The following is a 16,658-nucleotide window of genomic DNA, read 5'->3' as shown; positions in this document are numbered from 1 at the left end:
CGTGGACTATACGCCTGTTCCGCGGCGCGATCAAGCACGCCCCCGGCGAGGAGGCGGATGCTGCGACCGCAGCCGTCAGACGTCGATCGGTCCGTGCCCCGCGCGTTCGAGGAGCACACCGACCTGCACGCGATTGCGCACCGCGAGCTTGGCGAAGACCTGCTCGAGATGCGTCTTCACGGTGCCCGGGGCGATGTGCAGCGCCGCGCCGATCTCCTGGTTCGTGGCGCCCGAAGCCACCCGCACGGCGACATCGCGCTCGCGCTCGGTGAGCACCGAGATCCGGGCGACCGCCGCGGCGCGCCCCTGCCCCTGTTCGCCCTCGACCGCGCGTCGCACCAGCTGCGCCGTGCTCTGCGCCGAGAACACGCTCTCGCCCGCGGCGGTGCGTCGCACCGCATCGATGATGCGCGTCGGCGACTCGTCCTTCAGGAGGTAACCGAGCGCCCCGGCGATCAGCATCCGTACGAGCTGCCCTTCGGCGTCGAGGCTCGTCATCGCGAGCACTCGCGCGCCCGATTCGGCCACGATGGCGGCGGTCGCCTCGGGCCCGTCCATCACCGGCATCCGCACGTCCATGAGCACCACGTCAGGTCGGTGCGTGCGCACGAGCTCGATCGCGGCGGCGCCGTCGGATGCCTCGGCGACGACCTCGATCGACGGGTCGGCACCGAGCACGAACCGGAACCCGCTGCGGATGAGGGGTTCGTCATCGACGATCAGCACCCGCACGGGGGAGTCGTCGAAGCCGGTCACGCACCGAGCATATCGGCGCGGGTCAGCCGCGCTCCTGCCAGGGCAGCGTCACGTCGACGATGAACGAGCCCTCGTACGCGCCGATCCAGGCTTGGCCGCCGAGCGCCGTGGCGCGTTCGCGGATGCCGAGCACGCCGTTCCCTCCGCCCGGAATGCTCCCCGGCGCACCCGCGGGCACCCCGGCGCCGACCGGATTCACGACGCGGATCCGCGCGCCCGACTCGGGAGCGACCTGCACGATCAGGTCGATCGGTGCGCGCGGCGCGTGCTTGACGGCGTTGGTGAGCGACTCCTGAACGATCCGGAACACCGCGCCGTCGAAGAGCGCGCCCGCACGCTCGGGCGACTCGATCAGGATCAGCGAGGTGATCGCATGACCCGCGCCGCGGAGACCGGCGACGAGGGCACCGACGGCCCGCATCGTCGCGGGAGCGGAGCTCTCGGCATCCGATCCGCTGCGCAGCTCGCCGATCAGACCGCGCATGTCCTGCAGTGCGGCGTGGGTCTGCTCGCGGACGGTCCTCGCCATCTGACCGGTCACCCCCGCGTCGGCCGCCGCCTCGAGCGCTCCGGCGTGCAGCGAGACCACCGAGAGGCGGTGGGCCAGGGCGTCGTGCATGTCGCGGGCGATGCGCTCGCGCTCGGCCTGACGCACGGTCTGCTCGGCGAGCACGTCGGCTCGTTGCGTCTGCACGGCCGCCCGCTGCTCGCTGCGCTCCGCGCGGTCCCGCGTGCGGGTCAGTGCCACCGACCCGGCGGCGATACCGAGCGACACGAGCGCGCAGACGATCACCGCGACGTTCCATTCGACGCTGTCGACCGCGCCGATGCTGGTCGTGAGGAACCAGGGCAGGGCCCCGCCCCACGGCGTCAACGCCTCGCGCAGCGCGAACAGCAGCACGCTCCCGCCGACGACGGCGCCGATCGGCACGACCTTCGTCGGCTTCTGACGGATGAGCGCGACGGCGCCGATCAGCAGCAGCAGATACGAGGTGCCGACGACGGCGAGCACGCCACCGGCGATCACGACGACCAGCGGATGCCGCCGCCGCCAGAGCACCGTGAACCACGCGGCGATCGCGAAGAGGGCGATGCCCACACCCACCGGGGTGATCCGCAGGGTGCCTCCGGCCGCCCCGTCGACGGTCGGGTACGTCGCGGCGCCGGGCACGTTGGCGACGGCGCAGATGTCGAGCACCGCGCCCACGATCAGGAGCGCGATCGACCCGGCCGTGTACGTCACGGCGCGACCGCGGGAGCGCGCTGAGGAGGGGTTCGATGCCGACACAGACCGAGCGTATTGCCCCGCGCGCCTCGCGCGCGCCTGCCGGACGGCACGAGAAGCCTCTGCCGAACGGCGTACCCGGGTGTGGACGGATGGCCGATACCCCCGGCCGAGCGGGGCTGCGAAGGTGATGGACGAGCGCCGACCAGGGCGCGATCCGCCACCCCCGTCCCCACCCCTTGAACCGAGGATTCGTCATGACTTTCGACAACACGGGCTCCACGCCCCCGCCCCCGCCCTCCCCGCTGCCCGCCGCACCCACGGCGGCCTACCCCGCACCCGGCGCCCCGGCCCCGGGCTACCCCGCACCGGCGGCGGGCTCCCCCGCCCCGGCCGCACCGCCCGTCGCGATCGGCGAGAAGTCGTTCCTCGTGACCTGGCTGCTCGCGCTGCTGCTGGGCGTGCTGGGCGTCGACCGCTTCTACCTGGGCAAGGTCGGCACCGGCATCCTGAAGCTCGTCACGTTCGGCGGCCTGGGCATCTGGGCACTCATCGACCTGATCCTGGTGCTCACGAACTCGACCCGCGACTCGAAGGGGTTCGCGCTCGCCGGGCACGAGGAGCACAAGAAGATCGCTTGGATCGTGACGGGCATCGTGATCGCGCTCGGCATCGTCAGCAGCGCCGTCAACGGTTCGCAGGCGTCGTCGCGCCCGATCTCCGACCGACCCGCGGTCTCGGCCCCGGTCGAGTCGGCCGCACCCGAGGAGACGACCGCCGCCGAGGAGCCCGTCGAAGAAGCATCCGCCGAGCCGGTCGAAGAAGAGGCGCCGGCCGAGCCCGAGGCACCGGCCGTCCCCGCCGAGTACGCCTCGGCGCTGACCAAGGCCGAGACCTATTCCGACTTCATGCACATGAGCAAGGCCGGCATCTACGACCAGCTCACCTCGGAGTACGGCGAGAAGTTCTCGCCCGAGGCGGCGCAGTACGCGGTCGACACGATGGTCGCCGACTGGAACGCGAACGCGCTCGAGAAGGCGAAGACCTACCAGGAGACGATGGCCATGTCACCGTCGGCGATCCGCGACCAGCTCGTCAGCGAGTACGGCGAGAAGTTCACGCCCGAAGAGGCGGATTACGCGATCGCGCACCTGAACGACTGACACCGACCGGGCTGACGGCGCCGCGGGGGCGCGCCGTCAGCTCTTCAGTCGCCGCAGAGCCGATCCCTTGTGCGCGGCGCGATCACCACTCTTCTCCGACTCCACGATGTAGGCCGGGTCATCGGCCGTCGCCGTGAAATGCTGCCCCGCGAACTCGAAGTCCCTCGTGCGCTTCTCCTCGACGGTTCCTCGTGTGCGCCCCTGTGAGGTGTTCCAGCTCACCCGGTCACCCTTCGACAGTTCCTCCGACATGCATCCTCCGTTCGTTGCGGAGAGCATCGCGGATGCCGCGGCATCCGCCACTCCCCTTGACACGGCGCGGTCGCGCGACCGGGATAATGGGGCAGGTGAGCACTCCTGCAGACAGCACGTCCCAGAGCATCCCCGGCTGGCGTCACCTCTACTCGGGCAAGGTCCGCGACCTGTACGCCTCGGAGGATCCCGCCGACACGCGCATCCTGGTCGTGGCGAGCGACCGCGTCAGCGCGTTCGACTTCGTGCTGTCACCCGGCATCCCGAAGAAGGGCGCCCTGCTCACGCGGCTGAGTCGCTGGTGGTTCGCGCAGCTCGACACCCCCAACCACCTCGCCGAGGGCGAGATCCCGGATGCCGTCGCCGACCGCGCCATGCTCGCGCAGTCCCTCGAGATGCTGCCCGTCGAGTGCGTGGTGCGCGGCTACATCACGGGTTCCGGCTGGGCGGAATACGAGGAGAGCGGCACGGTCTGCGGCATCCCGCTGCCCGCCGGGCTCAACAACGGCGACCGCCTGCCCGAGCCGCTGTTCACCCCCGCGTACAAGGCTCCGATGGGCGAGCACGACGAGAACATCACCTTCGCGCAGACCGTCGAGCTGGTGGGCGAAGCGCGCGCCGCCGAGCTGCGCGACGTCTCGCTCGACCTCTACACGCGCGCGGCCGCCATCGCCGAGGAGAAGGGTCTGATCCTCGCCGACACCAAGTTCGAGTTCGGCACGGATGCCGACGGCACGCTGCGCCTGGCCGACGAGGTGCTCACGAGCGATTCGTCGCGGTACTGGGATGCCGAGGCTTGGCGCACCGGCGTCACGCCGAGCCAGCGCATGGCGAGCTTCGACAAGCAGATCGTGCGCGACTGGCTGGCGTCGCACTGGGACAAGCAGGGAGAACCCCCCGCGCTGCCCGAGCACATCGTCTCGCGCACGGCCGACCGCTACCGCGAACTGATCGACCGCCTCGGGGCGTAGTCAGGCAGGGCGGGACCCTTCGACAAGCTCAGGGACCCAGTGGCTCCGGGACCCAGTGGCTGGGTCGCTGAGCCTGTCGAAGCGTCCCCCACGCGAGACGAAGGGCACCCAGGGAACACTCAGGAATCGGTAGTGTTGCTCCAGCACTCCCCCACCCCGAATCCCTGAGGAGCCCGCATGCCCCTGTGGAAGATCCACGGCAACGGCCGCACCGTCGAAGCCGGCGCCGTCGTCGCCCCCGAAGAGCGTCTGAACTGGCCCGCCACGATCGCGATCGGTGCGCAGCACGTCGTCGCGATGTTCGGCGCCACGTTCCTCGTGCCCACGCTGACGGGCTTCCCCGTCTCGACCACGCTGCTGTTCAGCGGCGTGGGCACCCTGCTCTTCCTGCTGATCACCAAGAACCGCCTCCCCAGCTACCTCGGCTCGTCGTTCGCGTTCATCGCGCCGATCACCGCCGCGGTCGCCGCGGGCGGCACGGGTTCGGCGCTCGCGGGTGTGGTGGCCGTCGGCATCCTGCTCGCCCTCGTCGGTCTCGTGGTGCAGTTCGCCGGCCTGCGCTGGGTCGATGCGCTCATGCCCCCGGTCGTCGCCGGCGCGATCGTGGCCCTGATCGGTTTCAACCTCGCGCCGACCGCGTGGAACAACTTCACCCTCGACCCGGTCACCGCCACGATCACCCTCGTCGCGATCATCGTGTTCGCTGTGCTGTTCCGCGGATTCCTCGGCCGCATCTCGATCTTCCTCGGCGTCGCCGTCGGCTTCATCTGGGCGGCGTTCAACGGCTCGTTCGACGTGCCGAACGAACTGCGCGGCGGCAAGACCCCGAACGAGCTGATCGCCGAGGCATCCTGGGTCGGCCTGCCCGACTTCCAGTTCCCCGACTTCGTCGCCCCCGGCACCTGGTCGACGATCGCGATGTTCCTGCCCGTCGTGCTCGTGCTCGTCGCCGAGAACATCGGCCACGTGCGCGGCGTCGCCACCATGACCGAGGACCCGACGGTCAACAAGCAGACCGGTCGCGCGCTCATCGCCGACGGTGTCGCGACGACCATCGCCGGCGGTTTCGGAGGCTCGGGAACCACGACGTACGGCGAGAACATCGGCGTCATGGCCGCCACCCGCGTCTACTCGACCGCCGTCTACTGGGTCGCGGGTCTGTTCGCGATCCTCCTCGCCTTCTCGCCCAAGGTCGGCGAGGTGTTCAACTCGATCCCCGCCGGTGTGCTGGGCGGCGCGACCACCGCGCTCTACGGCCTCATCGGCATCATCGGCATCAAGATCTGGGTCGACAGCCGCGTCGACTTCTCGCGTCCGGTGAACCAGTACACGGCCGCGGTGTCGCTCGTGATCGGCATCGCCGGGTTCTCGATGAACCTGGGCGACTTCGCCTTCGGCGGCATCGTGCTCGGCACCGTCGCGGCGCTGCTGATCTACCACGTGGGCAACTTCATCGCCCGCGCGCGCAAGACGGGTGCCGACGACCCCAAGCCGCTCGAGCCCGTCGGTCCGCTGGGCGGCGACCCGGCCTGACCCCGGCCCGCACGACAGAAGGTCCCGGATGCTTCGGCGCGAAGCATCCGGGACCTTCGTGTTGCTGCGGGGTGGGCCCTTCGACAGGCTCAGGGACCCAGCCCAGATGCGGGGCCCTAGAGGAACCGGGTCGCTGAGCCTGTCGAAGCGTCCCCGTTACAGAAGCCGGCCCCTACGGAAACTGGGTCGCTGAGCCTGTCGAAGCGTCCCGCCCGAGAGACCGTCAGTCCTCGGAGCCGGCGCCCTCGCACACCCCGCCGCGAGCCCGGGGGCGCGGCTCACCCTCGTGCGGGGCGACGGCGAGCGGCAGGGGCACGGTCGGCTCCGGCAGGTCGTAGAGCCGACGCACCCAGCGGCGGGCGTCTTCGAGCGGATACGTGTCGCGGTACACCGAGTACTTCACGAACACGCCCTCGAGCACGCTGCGGAACATGACCTCTTCGAGCCCGGGATCGGCTGCGCCGCGCGCGCGGAACAGGTTGCGCACCGCGTCTTCGGCCATCGTGACCTGCTCGCTGAAGCGGTCCTCGGACTCGGCGAAGAGGCGGTGCGTGGCCGGCTGCTGCTGGATCGCGAGCACGACGCGCTGCAGCGGCACGGCGTAGGCCGTCGCCTGGAACACGCTGTCGATGATCGAGGCGAGCACCTCGTCGGGACTGCCCTCGACACTCGGCAGCTCGAGGAGCGTGATGAACCAGCGGTCGATGACCGCGGCGATCAGCTGATCCTTGCCGCCGAAGTGATAGCTGACGAGCCCCTGGGCGACACCGGCGCGCTTGGTGATCTCGGCGATGCTGGCGCCGGAGACGCCCCGCTCCTCGAACACCTCGATCGCCGCCTGGAGGATGACCTCCTTGGCTCGTTCGCGCGCACGTCGATTCTGGTCTTCCGATCGCGCCATGTGAAGTTCACTTCCCCGTTGCCCCCGAATGTGCACCGATGTGCGTCCCCGTACTATAGATTACTCGCTGAATGTACGTTCAGTTTAATTATCTCTGGGGAGCCTCCATGCACCGTCTCGCGCCCGTCGATCTCAACGATCTCGGATCCATCGTCGGCTGGCTGATCGGCCAGTGGTGGGTGTGGGCGATCGTCGGCGCCGCGGCCCTCTTCTTCCTGATCCTCTGGATCATCCCCGCGGCCAAGGTGAAGCCCTCCGAGAAATTCTCGACGTCGGATGCCGAGGCGAACGAGATCGCCCTGGGCTTCCTGCAGATCCGCAATCTGCCCTCCGGCCCGTGGAACGACCCGACCGCGAGCGACCTCGGCCCGTCGGAGAAGTCGGTGCTCGTCGAGCAGTGGGGCGTGCACACCCGTGAGGAGTGGCTGTCGAACATCGAACGCCTCACCACGGTGCGCCGCCGCCGCGAGGTCTGGGTGCTGTACCTCGCCGTGCGCGTCGCCCTCGCCGAGCGCCTCGGCCGTGTCCCGAAGGCGAAGGAATGGCTGGCGGCCATCGTCGAGGAGGGCGGCGACAAGCGCGACGCCAAGGCGTTCATCACCGCGATCGAGTACATCGAGTCCGAGGTGCGCAAGCGCGTCGGTAAGGACATCGTGACGCCGGGTCTGTTCGTGCAGACCCTTGACGGGTACGCGATCGGCCAGGCCGTCGCGATGGCGACCTGGGGCGTCGCGCTCGGACACGGTGACGTACCCGAAGCCCGGTCGATCATCCACGCGATCAACGTCGAGGCGCGGCCGGCGTTCTCGTCGTGGGCCGACTTCGGCCTCAGCTACATCGCCGGCCGGGTCATGCACTGGTCCGACGGCCGCGTCGACGAGAAGTCGTTCGAGAAGTTCGGCGACGGATGGGCGGACTTCAAGGCCGCGGCGACCGAGACGCGCAACGGTCCGTGGGCGACCCTGCCGTGGACGCTGTAGCCGTCGACCTCGCTCCGCTGCAGCGCAGCGCCGGCATCCGCGACATCGTCGCCTATGAGCGGATCACGAAGACCCCGCTGCACCGGCGCTTCGTGTTCCTGCTCGTGGTCGTGCTGCTGTTCGCGGCGGCGATGCTCGCGGGTCTGTGGTTCCTCGGGCGCACCGACATCCTCGCCGTCGCACCGATCCTCGCGGTGTTCGTGATCGGCTACACGCTGCTCGCGGCCGTCGGATTCGTGTGGTTCGCGGTGGGCCTCAGCCGCCGCGTGAAGATCGCGGCGTTCGCCTGGCAGAACGGCTGGGCCTACGCGGATCGACTCGAGCACACCCGCCGCCCCGGCGCTCCCTTCACCCGCGTGCTGCGCGGCCAGGAGCGCGCGGTGGTCGCGGGCGACGATCCGCGGATGCCGTTCGAGCTCGGCATCCATCACTCGCTGTCGCGCGGTCAGGAGGGCGCGACCGTGCAGAGACCGTTCGCGTTCATCGAGCTGCCGCTGCCGTCATCGGTGCCGCACATCGTGCTGGCGAACCGGCGACGCAGCATCGTCCCGACGCTGGGCCTCGGCCGGGGCGCTGCCCGGATGGAGCTCGAGGGCGAGTTCGCGAAGGTGTTCCGGCTGATCGTGCCGGAGGGCTACCAGACCGACGCTCTGTACGTCTTCACGCCCGACCTGATGGCGCGCGTGCTCGACCTCGGACGCGGCGCCGAGATCGAGCTCGTCTCCGACCGGTTGTACGTGTACCTGCCGGGGAGCACGCGCTTCGATCGCCCCGCCACCATGTCCGCGGCGCTCGTTCTCGCCGAGGAGTTCCACCGCCGGTTCGCCGCACGCACCGAGCTCTACCGCGACGATGCCGCGGGCGAGATCGCGGCGCGCGCGGGCGTCTCGGTGGGACTGCGAGGACAGCGCCTCGGCGGGCACGGCATCTCGGTACTGGCCGTGGCGGGCACCGTGGGGGTGGTTCTGCTCTCGGCCGGCGTCACCGCGCTGACGCTCTTCGGCGGCGACTTCTTCACGTCGCTCCTGGGCGGCCCCTGAAATCGCGGGTGCGCCCCTGTCTCGGAGGGGGCAACAGGGGCGCACCCGTGCAGTTCCCGTGGCGGGTGCTTCGACAGGCTCAGCAACCCAGTTTCGATACTGGGTCCCTGAGCCTGTCGAAGGGCCCACTCCCACAGAACTGGGTCCCTGAGCCTGTCGAAGGGCCCACTCCCACAGAACTGGGTCCCTGAGCCTGTCGAAGGGTCCCACCCCGAGAGACCGACGTCAGGCCGAACCCCGCACCACGAGCTCCGTCGGCAGGATGGTCGTGCGGGGCGGGTCTCCCCCGGCGAGCCGCGACAGCAGCACCTGCGCCATCGCCTCGCCCTGCGCGTACATCGGCTGACGCATCGTCGTGAGCTGCGGGTCGCAGCTGAGCGCGACCGACGAGTCGTCGAACCCGACGAGGGCGATGTCGTCGGGAACGCGGATGCCGGAGGCGCGCAGCGCTGTCAACGCACCCCGGGCCATCAGGTCGCTCGCGACGAAGATCGCGTCGGGGCGGCCCGCCGCGAGGATGCGGCGGGCGGCGTCGGCGCCGCTGGCCTCGCTGTAGTCGCCCTCCTCCTCGGCGAACGGCGTGAGCCCGGCATCCGCCAACGCCTCGCGGAAGCCCTGCACGCGGTCGATCGACGAGAGCATCGTGAGCGGACCGGAGATCGTGGCGATGCGGGTGCGGCCGATGTCGACCAGGCGGCGCACCGCCTCACGCGCCCCGGCCACGTTGTCGACGTCGACCACGTAGTCGGTCTCGCGCGTGCGCACGGGGCGCCCGCCGTAAACGACCGGCACGGCATCCGCGATCCGGTCGATGAACGCGTCGCTCGTGTGGTGCGACACCAGCAGCGCCCCGTCGACACCGCCGTTGCGCACGAAGCCGGTCATCTTGTCGCCCGGGTCGTCGCTCGCGATGAGCAGGTTCAGCAGGTAGTCGGAGGTGCGGAGCGTGCCGGTGATGCCGGCGACGATCGCGGCGAAGAACGGGTCGCCGAAGAAGCGCGTGGTGTCTTCGGGAACGATCAGGGCGATCGCGTGCGTCTGACGCGACGCGAGCGATCGCGCCGCACGGTTCGGCACGTAGTTCAGCCGCTCGATCGCATCGTGCACCGCGGCGAGCGCCTCAGGGCTGACCGCCGTCGAACCGTTGACGACGCGCGAGACCGTCGACCGTGACACTCCGGCGGCAGCGGCCACCTCTTCGATCGTCGCTCGCGACACAGCTCTTCCTCCGATCCGGCGGGGCGATCGGGTGCTCCGACCGCCCTCGCCGCCCGGTCTCAGAGAGAGCGAGCGGCGATGATGCGAGCGTACTCCCGCGCGGAGTCCTTGAGCGTGCGTTCCTGGGTGTCGTAGTCGACGCGCACGATGCCGAAGCGCTTGTCGTAGCCCCACGCCCACTCGTAGTTGTCGAACAGCGACCAGTAGAAGTATCCGCGCACGTCGACCCCGGCATCCGCCGCGTCGAGCACCGCGGCGAGGTGCAGGCGCAGGAACTCGGCGCGGTCGTCGTCGTGCACGCGCGTCTCGCCGTCTTCGACGACCGCGACGTCGTCGTAAGCGGCGCCGTTCTCGGTCATGTACAGCACGGTTCCGGCGGGCTGCGCGTACTCCGTCCACACGCGCTGCAGCAGGCGGGTGAGCCCCTCGGGCTGCACCTCCCAGTTCTGCGCCGTGCGGGGCAGGCCGCGCTCGACGTTGTGGATGTTCTCGAACGACGGGTAGGGGCTGCGCACCTTGCGCTCGGTGTCGGGCACGCTCTCGACGGCGACGTTCTCGGGCACCGCGCCCGAGACGAGGTCGCCGTGGTAGTAGTTCACGCCCTGCGTGTCGATGTGCTGCGCGATGGTGGCGAGGTCGCCGTCGTGGATCGCGGCTTCGAAGGTCTCGACGGCCGCGGCATCCACCGCCCGGATGTCTTCGACGATGTCGGCCGGGTACTCGCCCCGGTAGATGGGGTCGAGGAACCAGCGGTTGAACTGCCCGTCGATGCGGCGCGCGGCGTCGACGTCGGCGGGGTTGGTCGGATCGGCGGGGTCGGCGACCGTGTGGTTGAGCGTGATGCCGAGGTTGAGGGAGGCGTCTCGCCCGCGCAGCTCGCGCACCGTCTCGCCGTGGGCGAGCAGCAGGTGGTGGGCCGAGAGCAGACCCTCGGCGACGCTCGTGTGACCGGGGGCGTGCTCACCGCCCGTGTACGACAGGAACGACGAGCACCACGGCTCGTTCAGCGTGGTCCACACGTTCACCCGGTCGCCGAGCGCGTCGTGCATGGTGCCCGCGTACTCGAGGAAGCGGTCGACCGTGTCGCGGTTCGTCCAGCCGCCGGTCTCCTGCAGCGCCTGCGGCATGTCCCAGTGGTACAGCGTCAGCCACGGCAGGATGTCGGCGGCGAGCAGCTCATCGACCAGGCGCTCGTAGAAGTCGACGCCCTGCGCGTTCACGGCACCGCCGTCGGGGCGCACCCGCGACCACGAGGTCGAGAAGCGGTACGTCTGGAGACCGAGGTCCTTCATCAGCGCCACGTCGTCGCGGTACCGGTGGTAGTGGTCGCAGGCGACATCGCCGTTGTCCCCGTTGATCACCGCTCCGGGTACGCGCGAGAACGCGTCCCAGATCGACGCGGTGCGCCCGTCTTCGAAAGCCGCCCCCTCGATCTGGTAGGCCGCGGTGGCGGCGCCGAAGAGGAAGTTCTGGGGAAACGCACGGGTCATGGAGTCATCCTTTCACCGCGCCCGCCATGATGCCACTGACCAGCTGCTTGCCCGCGACCACGAAGAGCACGAGCAGCGGAAGGGTCGCGAGCACCGCACCGGCGAGCACGATCGAGTAGTCGATGTAGTAACCGGACTGCAGCTGGCTGAGCGCGGTCTGGAGGGTGGGATTCGAGGGCGAGAGCACGATGAGCGGCCACAGGTAGTCGGTCCACGCGGTCATGAACGTGAAGAGTCCGAGGATGGCCATCGCGGGGCGGGCGGCCGGGATCCCGACCGTCAGGAACGTGCGGAACTGGTTGGCGCCGTCGACGCGTGCGGCTTCGATCAGTTCGTCGGGAATGACGTCGACGAGGTACTGCCGCATGAAGAAGACACCGAACGCGGTGACGAGCGTCGGCACGATCACGGCCCCGATCGACCCCGTCCAACCCAGCTCGCGCATGAGCATGAACAGCGGGATGATGCCCAGCTGCGTGGGGATCGCCATGGTCGCGATCACGAACACCATGAGGCCGTCGCGTCCCTTGAAGCGCAGCTTCGCGAACGCGTAGCCGGCGAGGGTCGAGAACGTCACGACCGAGATCGTGATGATGCCCGAGATGAGGAACGAGTTCCCCAGCGCCAGCCAGAACGGGATCGCGTCGAACACCTTGGCGGCGTTCGCGAGGAAGTTGCCGCCCGGGATGAGCGGCAGGGTCTCGCCGCGCGTGGCGTTCGTGCCGCTCGCGACGACGACCGACCACCACAGCGGATACACGCTGCCGATCACGAACGCGGCCAGCAGGCCGTAGGTGAGGAAGCCCGGCCGGCTGCCGATCCCCGCGTTGCCGAGGGCGCTGCCCCGGCGACGGCGGATCTTCTCGGGCACGCTCAGTGCCATCGTCGCGGTCATCGTGCGTCCTCCTCGAGGGTGGCGGCGGTCGCGCGGGCCCGGCGGCGCGCGGCGCGGTTGCGGCCGGCATCCCCCGTCGATATCCGTCGCGAGATCAGGAAGTTGATCACGCCGATGCCGACGATCAACAGGAACAGCAGGATGGCGACGGCGGATGCTTCGCCCAGATCGCGCCGGAAGAACGCGAGCTCCCAGAGGAACAGCACGGTCGTCTGGAACTGCCGATCGCTGCCGCCGATGCCGCCGGCGGTCGAGACGTCGAACAGCCGCGGCTCGGCGAAGATCTGCAGTCCGCCGATGGTCGCCGTGATGATGACGAAGATCAGCGTCGGGCGGATCGTCGGGATCGTGATCGAGAAGAAGCGGCGGGCGGCGCCCGCGCCGTCGAGGGCCGCCGACTCGTAGAGGTCGCGCGGAACGGCCTGCATCGCGGCGAGCAGGATGAGCGCGTTGTACCCGGTCCAGCGGAAGTTCACCATCACCGCGATCGCAATGTGCGACAGCGCGGTGTCGTGCTTCCACTGCTGGTCGGCGATGCCGATGAGGTTGAGCAGGTTGTTGGCGAGACCGTCGGCCTCGTTGAAGATGCTCGAGAAGATGATCGCGACCGCCACCGGGGTGACCACGAACGGGATGAGCACGCTCATGCGCCAGAACGTCGGGGCGCGCAGCCCGCGGTCGAGCAGGTAGGCGATCGTCAGCGCGACCGCGAGCTGCGGGATCGCCGACAGCAGGAAGATGCTGAGGGTGTTGAAGATCGAGTTCCAGAACATCCCGTCGCCGAGGATCTCGACGAAGTTGCCGAAGCCGACGAACCCGCCCTCGCCCTTGAGCAGATCCCACTCGTGCACGGCGACGTACACCGTGTACAGCAGCGGGAACAGGCCCACCAGCCCGAACAGCAGAAAGAACGGCGAGATGTAGAAGTACGGCGAGGCGTTCTGGTCGAAACGGGAGACGCGATGGCGCCAGGAGCGTTTCGGCGGAGCATCCGATTCAGGGGCGGATGCCGCCACCCGCTGCTGCGCGGGCGGTGCGGTGAGAGTCATGAGGGTTTCCTTGATCGGAGGGGCCCTTCGTCTCGCTCCGCTCGCTCAGGGACCGGACGAACCGGTCCCTGAGCGAGGAGCGTCAGCGACGAGACGAAGGGCGAAGGGCCGGTCAGCCGACCAGGTCGTTCAGGAGGGAGATCGCCTGATCCCAGGCGCCCTTCGTGTCGGTCTCGCCGCGGTCGAGCGCGCTGAGCGCCGGGCCGAAGACGTTCTCCTGGATCACCGAGTCATCGGCGCCCTTGAACTGCGCGACCACGCCCTTCGCGCGCTCCGCGAGGATCGCGCCGGTGGGGGCGTCGTTGAAGAACGGGTTCGGGGTGGCGTCGGCGGCGAGGGTCTCCTGCGCCTTCACCGTCGAGGGGAAGTTGCCCGCGGCGGCCGACTGCTTCACCTGCTGCTCGGGCTGCGTCAGCCAGTCGGCGAGCTCGGCCGCGGCCTCCTTGTGCTGCGAGGACTCGGGGATCGACAGGAACGCGCCACCCCAGTTCGCCGCTCCGCCGGGGAAGACATCCGCGAAGTCCCAGCCGGTCGATGCGTCGCCGCCGCCGGCCTCGACCTGCCCCTGTACGACGCCGAGCATCCAGCCCGGGCACACGAACGTCGCGAAGGTGCCGTCGACGAACGACTTGCCGCCGTTCCAGTCCCACGCGGTCTGGGCGGCGGACTGGCCACCCTCGGTCGCCGCTCCCAGCAGCTCGAAGCGCTCCTGCAGCTCGGCGTTGCCCTCGACGTTCAGCTCGCCGTCGGCGGTGTAGTACCCCTCGTCGAGCTGGTTGACCATCGCGTTCCAGACGAAGCCGGAGTGGTCGTACCAGGCCTTGCCGGTCTTGGCCGTGTAGTCCGCACCGACCTGGAAGTAGTTCTCCCAGTCGCCGTTCAGCAGCTCGGCGACCGACTCGCGGTCGCTCGGGAGCCCGGCGGCCTCGAACGCGGCGCCGTTGTAGCAGATGCCCGAGGGGCCGATGTCGGTGCCGTAGCCGATGACCCGGCCCTCGGCGTCCGTGGCCTGACCGTACTTCCAGTCGACCCAGTCGTCCTTGCGGTCCTCGATGCCGTAGTCGCGCAGGTCGACGAAGGTGTCGGACACGTCCATGACGGCGCCGAGCCAGCCCTCCTCGATCGCGACGACGTCGCTGAGACCCGAGCCGGCCGCGATCTTGGTGAAGGCGTCGGTGCGGGCGTTGCCGCCGGTGTCGATGTTGGTGGCCTCGATGGTGATGTTCGGGTGGGCGGCCTCGTACTCCTCGTACAGGTCGTCGTAGCCGAAGGTGCCGAACGTGGTGACGGTGAGAGTGATCTCCTCGTCGGCGTTCGAGCCGCCCTCGCCTCCTCCGCCGGTGGAACAGCCGGCGAGGGCGAGGGCCGAGACGGATGCCACGGCTGCGGTCGTGAGGACCCGGTGGCGGGCGCGTGCGTTCACAGTTCACTCCTTTGTGAGGTGGTGCGGTGGGTGGTGCGTCGGGATGGTGCTGAGCCGTGGGCTCCGCGATGGGAGCGCTCCCACGACGTTCCGGCCACGATATGGGAGCGCTCCCACGATTGTCAAGGGTCCCCGTTTTCGAAACCCTCGAACACGAGGAGTACCCTTGCTCAGTGCCCGAAGCCGAACTCTCCTCTGCCCTCGTCCGCGCCCAGTCGCTGATCCGCAACGTGCCGGACTACCCGCAGCCGGGCATCGTCTTCCGCGACATCACGCCGCTGCTCGCCGACGCCGAGGCCCTCCGCGTCACGACCGAGGCCATCATCGAGCCGTTCGCCGGACAGTTCGACGTGATCGCCGGGATCGAGGCCCGCGGGTTCATCCTCGCGAGTGCCGCCGCCATCGCCGCGGGCACCGGACTCATCCCGATCCGCAAGGCCGGCAAGCTGCCCCGCCCCGCGGCATCCGTCGACTACGCCCTCGAATACGGCACCGCCACCATCGAGATGCACGACGACCTGCCCGCGGGATCGCGCGTGCTGCTCATCGACGACGTGCTCGCGACGGGCGGCACCCTCGCCGCCGGCCGCCAGCTCGTCGAGCGCCTCGGCAGCCACGTGGTCGGCATCTCGGTGCTGTTCGAGATCGACGGCCTCGGCGGCCGCGAGCTCATCGGCGATCTGCACACCGTCTTCCACGCCTGAGCGACGCCCCGCGCGCCACGCCCGGCGGCGAATCGCGACCGGAGCAGGGCGGTAGACTGGACGCGCCTTCCTGCCCGCGACTTCTGGAGCCGTTCATGCCCACCATCGTCGTCGACGTCATGCCCAAGTCCGAACTGCTCGACCCGCAGGGGAAGGCCGTCTCCGGAGCGTTCGCACGCCTCGGCGTCGAGGGCTTCTCCGACGTCCGCATCGGCAAGCGCTTCGAGCTCACGGTCGAGGGCGAGGTCACCGACGAGCTGCTCGCCGAGGCGACCCGCATCGCCGACGAGGTGCTGTCGAACTCCGTGATCGAAGACGTCGTGGGCATCGAGGTCGTCGAATGACCGTACGCATCGGGGTCGTTACCTTCCCCGGCTCGCTCGACGACCGCGACGCGCAGCGAGCCGTGCGCATCGCCGGCGCCGAGCCCGTCGCCCTCTGGCACGGCTCGCACGACCTCGAGGGTGTCGACGCCCTCGTGCTGCCCGGCGGATTCAGCTACGGCGACTACCTGCGCGCCGGCTCCATCGCCGCGCTCTCGCCGATCATGGCCGAGGTGAAGGATGCCGCCGCCAAGGGCCTGCCCGTGCTCGGCATCTGCAACGGCTTCCAGATGCTCGTCGAGTCGCACCTGCTGCCCGGCGGCCTCATCCGCAACAGCCACCAGCACTTCATCCGTCGCGACCAGAAGCTCACGGTCGAGAACTCCGACACGGCGTGGACCAACGAGTTCCGCCGCGGGCAGGAGATCGTCATCCCGCTCAAGAACGCCGACGGCGGCTACATCGCCGACGAGCAGACCCTCGACCGCATCGAGGGCGAGGGCCTCGTGGCCTTCCGCTACGCGGGCGTCAACCCCAACGGTTCGCTGCGCGACATCGCGGGCATCACGAACGAGGCGGGCAACGTCGTGGGGCTCATGCCGCACCCCGAGCACGCGACCGAGGCCGGCTTCGGCCCCGACACCTCGGCGGCCATGCGCTCCGGCATCGACGGGATCGGCTTCTTCGCGAGCGCGATCGCCGCGGTCGCGCGCGTCGCCGCGTAACTTCTTCGAC

The 16,658-nt window shown here is 69.7% G+C and carries 17 protein-coding genes; 8 read left to right on the top strand and 9 right to left on the bottom strand.

What is annotated here, in order from left to right; translation table 11 throughout:
• Window positions 1-75: 75 nt before the first annotated feature.
• A complete protein-coding gene (locus KV396_RS08620; protein ID WP_247623630.1) occupies window positions 76-756 on the bottom strand; it encodes a response regulator in 681 nt (226 codons plus the stop codon).
• 22 nt (window positions 757-778) lie between these two features.
• Window positions 779-2,044 (bottom strand): sensor histidine kinase, encoded by a 1,266-nt coding sequence (locus tag KV396_RS08615; RefSeq protein ID WP_247955444.1) that lies wholly within the window; start codon window positions 2,042-2,044, stop codon window positions 779-781.
• Window positions 2,045-2,238: 194 nt separating this feature from the next.
• On the opposite strand from KV396_RS08615, the gene KV396_RS08610 reads away from it, so the two are divergent.
• Window positions 2,239-3,144, top strand: a complete 906-nt coding sequence (locus KV396_RS08610; protein ID WP_247955443.1) for an Ltp family lipoprotein — start codon at window positions 2,239-2,241, stop codon at window positions 3,142-3,144.
• A 36-nt stretch (window positions 3,145-3,180) separates the two neighbouring features.
• Here the strand turns inward: KV396_RS08610 and KV396_RS08605 are convergent, their stop codons facing one another.
• Window positions 3,181-3,396 carry a hypervirulence associated TUDOR domain-containing protein gene (locus KV396_RS08605; RefSeq protein WP_247955442.1) on the bottom strand — a complete coding sequence of 72 codons (216 nt, stop codon included), beginning with the start codon at window positions 3,394-3,396 and terminating at the stop codon, window positions 3,181-3,183.
• Between the two features lie 86 nt (window positions 3,397-3,482).
• Between KV396_RS08605 and KV396_RS08600 the strand changes: the two genes are divergently transcribed.
• Both KV396_RS08600 and KV396_RS08595 read left to right on the top strand, forming a co-directional pair.
• A complete protein-coding gene (locus tag KV396_RS08600; RefSeq protein ID WP_247955441.1) occupies window positions 3,483-4,367 on the top strand; it encodes a phosphoribosylaminoimidazolesuccinocarboxamide synthase in 885 nt (294 codons plus the stop codon).
• 177 nt (window positions 4,368-4,544) lie between these two features.
• Complete coding sequence (locus KV396_RS08595; protein ID WP_247955440.1) at window positions 4,545-5,900, top strand: uracil-xanthine permease family protein; 1,356 nt, start codon at window positions 4,545-4,547, stop codon at window positions 5,898-5,900.
• Between the two features lie 223 nt (window positions 5,901-6,123).
• Here KV396_RS08595 and KV396_RS08590 read toward each other — a convergent pair whose 3' ends face one another.
• A complete protein-coding gene (locus KV396_RS08590) occupies window positions 6,124-6,801 on the bottom strand; it encodes a TetR/AcrR family transcriptional regulator (RefSeq protein WP_247633077.1) in 678 nt (225 codons plus the stop codon).
• Window positions 6,802-6,908: 107 nt separating this feature from the next.
• On the opposite strand from KV396_RS08590, the gene KV396_RS08585 reads away from it, so the two are divergent.
• Both KV396_RS08585 and KV396_RS08580 read left to right on the top strand, forming a co-directional pair.
• Window positions 6,909-7,781, top strand: a complete 873-nt coding sequence (locus tag KV396_RS08585) for a DUF1266 domain-containing protein (protein ID WP_247955439.1) — start codon at window positions 6,909-6,911, stop codon at window positions 7,779-7,781.
• The gene (locus tag KV396_RS08580; RefSeq protein WP_247955438.1) at window positions 7,769-8,821 is read left to right on the top strand and encodes a hypothetical protein; all 1,053 of its coding nucleotides are present in this window, start codon (window positions 7,769-7,771) and stop codon (window positions 8,819-8,821) included. The genes KV396_RS08585 and KV396_RS08580 overlap by 13 nt, the downstream gene beginning before the upstream one ends.
• Window positions 8,822-9,046: 225 nt before the next feature.
• On the opposite strand, the gene KV396_RS08575 is transcribed toward KV396_RS08580, so the two are convergent.
• From KV396_RS08575 to KV396_RS08555, 5 genes are all read right to left on the bottom strand, one after another.
• On the bottom strand, window positions 9,047-10,039 hold the full coding sequence (locus KV396_RS08575) for a LacI family DNA-binding transcriptional regulator (RefSeq protein ID WP_247955437.1): 993 nt from the start codon (window positions 10,037-10,039) through the stop codon (window positions 9,047-9,049).
• 59 nt (window positions 10,040-10,098) lie between these two features.
• Window positions 10,099-11,529, bottom strand: a complete 1,431-nt coding sequence (locus KV396_RS08570; protein ID WP_247955436.1) for a GH1 family beta-glucosidase — start codon at window positions 11,527-11,529, stop codon at window positions 10,099-10,101.
• Window positions 11,530-11,533: 4 nt separating this feature from the next.
• Window positions 11,534-12,424 carry a carbohydrate ABC transporter permease gene (locus KV396_RS08565; RefSeq protein ID WP_372491944.1) on the bottom strand — a complete coding sequence of 297 codons (891 nt, stop codon included), beginning with the start codon at window positions 12,422-12,424 and terminating at the stop codon, window positions 11,534-11,536.
• The gene (locus tag KV396_RS08560) at window positions 12,421-13,473 is read right to left on the bottom strand and encodes a carbohydrate ABC transporter permease (RefSeq protein WP_247623650.1); all 1,053 of its coding nucleotides are present in this window, start codon (window positions 13,471-13,473) and stop codon (window positions 12,421-12,423) included. The genes KV396_RS08565 and KV396_RS08560 overlap by 4 nt, the downstream gene beginning before the upstream one ends.
• Window positions 13,474-13,585: 112 nt before the next feature.
• A complete protein-coding gene (locus KV396_RS08555; RefSeq protein WP_247955435.1) occupies window positions 13,586-14,896 on the bottom strand; it encodes an ABC transporter substrate-binding protein in 1,311 nt (436 codons plus the stop codon).
• Window positions 14,897-15,069: 173 nt separating this feature from the next.
• Here KV396_RS08555 and KV396_RS08550 point away from each other — a divergent pair, with 173 nt between their 5' ends.
• The 3 genes from KV396_RS08550 to purQ all read left to right on the top strand — a co-directional run bounded on the left by KV396_RS08550 (window position 15,070) and on the right by purQ (window position 16,648).
• On the top strand, window positions 15,070-15,600 hold the full coding sequence (locus KV396_RS08550; RefSeq protein WP_247955434.1) for an adenine phosphoribosyltransferase: 531 nt from the start codon (window positions 15,070-15,072) through the stop codon (window positions 15,598-15,600).
• 95 nt (window positions 15,601-15,695) lie between these two features.
• Window positions 15,696-15,944 (top strand): phosphoribosylformylglycinamidine synthase subunit PurS, encoded by a 249-nt coding sequence (gene purS, locus KV396_RS08545; protein WP_247623653.1) that lies wholly within the window; start codon window positions 15,696-15,698, stop codon window positions 15,942-15,944.
• Window positions 15,941-16,648: a phosphoribosylformylglycinamidine synthase subunit PurQ gene (gene purQ / locus KV396_RS08540; protein ID WP_247957542.1), complete on the top strand. Its 708-nt coding sequence runs from the start codon at window positions 15,941-15,943 to the stop codon at window positions 16,646-16,648. Before purS ends, purQ begins: the two co-directional genes overlap by 4 nt.
• The last annotated feature ends 10 nt before the right edge of the window (window positions 16,649-16,658 follow it).

The sequence above is a fragment of the Microbacterium galbinum genome, assembly GCF_023101185.1.
Classification (GTDB): Bacteria; Actinomycetota; Actinomycetes; order Actinomycetales; family Microbacteriaceae; genus Microbacterium; species Microbacterium galbinum.
Note: the sequence above shows the minus strand (reverse complement) of the source record. Positions and strands in the feature narration are given on the sequence as shown.

Bases quoted from the DNA above. Each gene is read 5' to 3' on its own strand.
- purQ (WP_247957542.1), top strand. From the start codon at position 15,941: ATGACCGTACGCATCGGGGTCGTTACCTTCCCCGGCTCGCTCGACGAC.
- KV396_RS08585 (WP_247955439.1), top strand. From the start codon at position 6,909: ATGCACCGTCTCGCGCCCGTCGATCTCAACGATCTCGGATCCATCGTC.
- KV396_RS08605 (WP_247955442.1), bottom strand. From the start codon at position 3,396: ATGTCGGAGGAACTGTCGAAGGGTGACCGGGTGAGCTGGAACACCTCA.
- KV396_RS08565 (WP_372491944.1), bottom strand. From the start codon at position 12,424: ATGACCGCGACGATGGCACTGAGCGTGCCCGAGAAGATCCGCCGTCGC.
- KV396_RS08560 (WP_247623650.1), bottom strand. From the start codon at position 13,473: ATGACTCTCACCGCACCGCCCGCGCAGCAGCGGGTGGCGGCATCCGCC.
- KV396_RS08610 (WP_247955443.1), top strand. From the start codon at position 2,239: ATGACTTTCGACAACACGGGCTCCACGCCCCCGCCCCCGCCCTCCCCG.
- KV396_RS08590 (WP_247633077.1), bottom strand. From the start codon at position 6,801: ATGGCGCGATCGGAAGACCAGAATCGACGTGCGCGCGAACGAGCCAAG.
- KV396_RS08595 (WP_247955440.1), top strand. From the start codon at position 4,545: ATGCCCCTGTGGAAGATCCACGGCAACGGCCGCACCGTCGAAGCCGGC.
- KV396_RS08570 (WP_247955436.1), bottom strand. From the start codon at position 11,529: ATGACCCGTGCGTTTCCCCAGAACTTCCTCTTCGGCGCCGCCACCGCG.
- KV396_RS08600 (WP_247955441.1), top strand. From the start codon at position 3,483: ATGGGGCAGGTGAGCACTCCTGCAGACAGCACGTCCCAGAGCATCCCC.
- purS (WP_247623653.1), top strand. From the start codon at position 15,696: ATGCCCACCATCGTCGTCGACGTCATGCCCAAGTCCGAACTGCTCGAC.